Below are 1,576 nucleotides of genomic sequence, written 5' to 3' on the forward strand. Positions count from 1 at the left end.
CGCGGCGCCAGGAGTCCCACTGGACGGTGCTGCGGTGAGGCCGATGCTGATTGTGGAAGCACTCGAACTCGCCGAGCGCGTGGAGCAGGTGGGCCTGGTTCCAGATCAAGGTGCGGTCGAGGAGCTCGTGTCGGCAGGTCTGCACCCAGCGTTCCATGATCGAGTTCATGCGGGGCACGCGGATGCTGGTGGTGACGACCTCGATGCCCTCGGCCGCGAAGACGGCATCAAACGCGCGGGTGAACTTGCTGTCGCGGTCCCTGATCAGGTGTCGGACGGTGGCGCCGGCGTCCTGGAGGTCCATGACGAGATTCCTCGCGGCCTGGGTGACCCAGTCCGCGGTGGGGTGGGCGGTCGCGCCGAGAATGCGGATGCGGCGGTTGGCATGCTCGATGACCGCGAAGATATAAAGGGTCGCGCCGTTCAGCGTAGTGACGGTGAAGAAGTCGCAGGCCAGAATCGCGTGGGCCTGGCCGCGCAAGAACGCGGCCCAGGTCTGACGGTCACGTTCGGGCGCCGACTCGATCCCGTGCGCTCGCAGGATCACCCCAGACCGTGGAGGGTGCCACCTCGATGCCGAGTACGGCGAGTCACCATGGATGCGCCGATACCCCCAGGAGCTGCTCTCGCGGACCAAGCGCAGGACAAGGACCTGGATGGAACGACGGGTCCGCAGCCTGCCAGACCGCCTGCGCCGAGAGGCAGCCCCGTGACGACAGCGAATGAGGTCACGGTGCCACCTCACGACCGTCTCCGGCGAGACGACCAGACACAGCTGCCGCAGCCTCGGCCTGAGGAGCCGGTGAAGGAGCGCGGCCAGGAAAGCGCGGTCCGCCCGCGTGACGCGCGGCCTGTCGATCTGCCGCTGCAGGACAGCCAACTGATGCCGCAGCCTCAAGATCTCGATGTCCTTGTCCACAGCGCTCATCGGCAGCACCCGCATGAAGGCGAACACGCTCGACACGGCCAGGTAGGGCAGTCGCAACAGCACGATCCACCAACCTGACACACCCATCCGACGAACACTGGCCGTTCGCAACAATCTGCAGGTCACAGACCATGGATGGGGTTTTCGGCACCCGCAGGTGCGGCTGCTGGAGAAAGCGGTCCTGGACCAGGCTCCCGGTCGTAGTGCACGCCGCCACGCAGCCCACTGGGCTCTGCGGCCGGTGCCCTTGCTCCTGCCGCACACCGCACCACCCGCGGTGCGACTGATCGCACTCATGCCGGCCACGCAAACCTGCGCCCAGGTCCACCACCACGCCGACATGGACGTCCTCACCCGCCTGTGCGGGCCCCCCTCACCAGATCGCAGAGTTGCTCGACCGGCTGACGACCACCCGCATCCTGGCCGCCTGGCACCACCATCGGGACATGGACGAAGTCCTGTGGCGACTCCCCCGCGAGTGCGCTCCACCCCGCTCTGTCGTACACCCCAGACAGCACCACGGGCACCGGTCCTGAGGCTCAACTCGAGCAAAAGACATCACTCAAGTCCATGTGGCGCGTTGCCCGCGCCGTGGTGACGGCGCGAAAATCGGTCGCGGGTGCCGCCCGCGTCTGACGTCGCTTTCCT

The 1,576-nt window shown here is 67.1% G+C and carries 1 pseudogene; it reads right to left on the reverse strand.

What is annotated here, in order from left to right:
• Nucleotides 1-991: pseudogene (locus tag ACWDA7_RS52755) on the reverse strand (integrase core domain-containing protein); the annotation flags it as partial.
• Nucleotides 992-1,576: the final 585 nt, after the last annotated feature.

Source organism: Streptomyces sp. NPDC001156, from assembly GCF_053598275.1.